The sequence below is a fragment of the Streptomyces sp. NWU339 genome (genome assembly GCF_003143855.1).
Classification (GTDB): Bacteria; Actinomycetota; Actinomycetes; order Streptomycetales; family Streptomycetaceae; genus Streptomyces.
On record NZ_QFRK01000160.1, the window covers coordinates 1 to 3,210 of the forward strand.

The 3,210-nt window shown below is 66.5% G+C and carries 2 protein-coding genes; both read right to left on the bottom strand.

Annotated features, from left to right (window positions below; translation table 11 throughout):
* Positions 1–637: 637 nt before the first annotated feature.
* Entirely contained in the window at positions 638–2,332 is a 1,695-nt protein-coding gene (locus tag DIZ27_RS44855) for a lamin tail domain-containing protein (protein WP_109383974.1), read from the bottom strand.
* Positions 2,333–2,854: 522 nt separating this feature from the next.
* The coding region (locus tag DIZ27_RS44860; protein ID WP_181384046.1) for a transposase at positions 2,855–3,210 on the bottom strand (356 nt) is incomplete at its 5' end.

The following is a 3,210-nucleotide window of genomic DNA, read 5'->3' on the forward strand; positions in this document are numbered from 1 at the left end:
GTCGGCCGCGTTGCCGTACACGTGCGCGAGGCAATCACACGATGGAGCAGCCGAGTTGGACTCGTCCGGGACCAGCACGGAAGACTGTGACAACAGGGCCTCCTGTTGCTCTATGGATTCGACACCCACGAGCTGTTCAGGAGGCCCTGCCTTCATGCCCTCACCCCGGCAGGATCACCCGACCGGGAACCCGCGTTCGACCACCACCGCTCAAGATCGAAAAGACAACAGCTTCTGAGGCTCCGCAGGCGAGATCGATGCGGCGGGATCCTCCACGCGTACGGACATGCCGCCTGACCTCGCCGGATGATGATTCGGCACCCGCACGGTCAATCAACGTGACAACGCCCCCAGATGAGCCCCCGCCTCGCCCACACATATTTCGCGGAGATCTCCGCCGAATCCGCCCTCCCGTTCGTCCTGGACGACCTCGTGCACATGGTGCGCCTGCGCCAGCACGGCCACGTCGTCATCGGCGACATCGCGGTCCGCTGCTACAAGAACACGTCACACAACCCGAGCAGCGCCAGCACGAGAGGCTTGCTGCGACCGACGACGGCTGCCGGCGTCGGCTGCGCCGGGGACTGCGACGCGAGGCAGCGCCAACGATCCCCGGCGTGGTCAACGCTCGACGCCGTCAGTACACCGTTCCGTCGGCGCGCTGGCCGAGCGACCGGGACAGTGAACTGATCGTGTTGTGCTTGACCCAGGCTCCAGTTGCGTTGAGGTCGGGGCTGCGGTTGGCGGACACGCCGTCCGAGTTCGACAGGCTCGAGGAGTAGCTCATCGACTGAATCGTCGCTCCAGCCGAATCCCGCAGGCTCACCGAGTCACCGCTGTTGGACAGGCTGAGGCCACCGGTGCTTGCCGCCACCGCCACGATGCCGCCGGGGATGCTGGAGGCTCCGCCGAACACGGTCATCACCTTGCCGGGCTGCAACGTCGTCCCGGCCGCGAAGGTGTGCCGCACTCCCGAACCGTCACGGATCGTCCAGCCCGCGATGCTGGTCGCGGTGCCGCCGGTGTTCACGATCTCGACGGCCTCGCCGGCGGTGTTGCTGCCCGGCTCGTTCGCCAGCACCTCGTTGATGATGACGTTGGCGGGACCGCCTCCGCCGCCCGTTGTGACGGTGACGTTGCGGGTGGTGGTGTGGGTGGCACCGCCGTTGTCGGTCACGGTCAGCGACACCGCGTACGTGCCCGCCGATGCGTAGCTGACGGTCGGGTTGGTCGCGGTCGAGGTCTGGCCGTTGCCGAAGTTCCAACTGCGACTCGCGATCGTGCCGTCGGCGTCGCTGCTGCCGTCGGTGAAGCTGCACGTGAGGTCAGTGCAGGAGTGCGTGAACGCCGCCGTGGGCGACTGGTTCCCGCCGCCCGCGCCGCCGGTGACGAAGTCGTAGCGAGCCAGAACTGGATAGTGATCGCTGGTGGTAGAGGTGTAGTTCGGCACGTATGCCTGCGGCTGGAAGGCCTCGGCCGAGCCCGCGACATACTTCGCCATGACCTCATTGGTGTTGAGCTGGTGGTCGATGAAGTCCGGGTAGCCCGCCGTCGACGACACCCCAGCCAGCGACAGGGCGCGCGTCGGAAAGCCGTAGCGCGCCGTGTCGTTCACGAAGTTCGCGTACGGCGACGCCTTCTGGGGCGTGATGGACGTGTCGACGTCGTCGTTCCAGTCGCCGATGACGAAGACGTCCTGCGTCGGGTAGGTCGTGTCGAGGTAGGACTTGAGAGCCTGCGACGCGGGGTTGCGCTGGTTCCAGGCGTCCTGGGTGGACCCGGCCTTCGCGTGCAGGACGATGAAGACGAGGTCACGGGTCACGCCGTCGAAGGTGCCGCGCAGCTTGAACTCCACGGGCGGGCGGCCGGCGAAGTTGCTGTTCTGCTCGGGCAGGATGACCTTCGCGCTCACGAGGGTGGCCATGCTGCTGCGCCAGACGAGCGCGACCTTCTGCTCGGTGTTGCTGAAGTCGGAGTAGTACTGCGCCCCGTTCGTCACGATCGGATCGTTCGCCACGACACCGGTGTAGCCGGGCATACCGGCGACGAGCGAGTCGAACGCCGAGGTGCTGACAACTTCGGAGAGGCCCCACACGTCCATGTCGGCGCCCGCCATAACGTCGCGGACGTTCTGCTGCTGCAGCGCCTCGTCGGTCGGGCCGAAGTCCGGCGCGCCGAACCACTCGACGTTCCAGTTACCGACGTCGAGCTGCGTCGGTGATCCCTGCGACGGGACCGTGTTGGCGGCGTGCGCAGCGGGGGGCGAGCTGAGCGTTGCCAGCGCGATGGCGGCGGCCGCTGCCCCCGCGAGCGCGCGCAGACTGAGTTTCATCGACAAGAGACCTTTCGGACTAGGCGTGCTGGACCGGTCGGAGGGAGTGTCCCGCCCCGACCCCTGCATGTAGGTCGTGACTGCCGGAACTTGAGGCCACGCGTAAGTGAACAGGGGCGCACAGACCTGCCTCGCGATGTTCGGGCTGGCGCCGCCGTGCCGGCCCCCCGCCGCCCGGCGCCGGACACGACGTTCCAGGTGTGACGTCGTCCGCAGTACGCGAGCAAGCCCCGGGCCCTTCCGGTCCGGAGCTCGCGGGCTCTTGCGGTTGCAGTACTTGGGCGGCGAACGCGGAGAGGGAGAAGGCCCAAGAGGTGCTCCTCGCCCTGCTTTGTGGGGTGTGCAGCGTGACAGGCTGATAACAGGGGGCATGCCGCGGCCAGAACGGTACGGCGGCACACAAGGGTGCTCCTGTTCTGGCAGCCTGACACATCCCGGAATGTGTCAGGCGGATTCGGTGTGTGAGAGGCCGGTGACCGCCAGGGTGCATGAGGTGGGGGCCTGGTCGACGTTGCACTAGTGTCATGAGTCTTTGATTCGATTCAGATATCCGGCGAGGCGTTCGAGGATCTCGTCGGCGGTCTTGGTCCAGACGAAGGGCCGGGGGTTGTCGTTCCAGTCGGTGATCCAGGCCCGGATGTCTTTCTCCAGGGCCTGGACGTTCTTGTGAACCCCGCGTCGTATCTGCTTGTCCGTCAGGAGACCGAACCAGCGCTCGACCTGGTTCAGCCAGGAAGAGCTGGTCGGGGTGAAGTGCAGGTGGAAGCGAGGGTGGGCCAGCAGCCACTTCTGGATCGCGGGGGTCTTGTGGGTGGCGTAGTTGTCGCAGATCAGGTGCACATCGAGGTCGGCAGGGACCTCCTTGTCCAGCTTGGCCA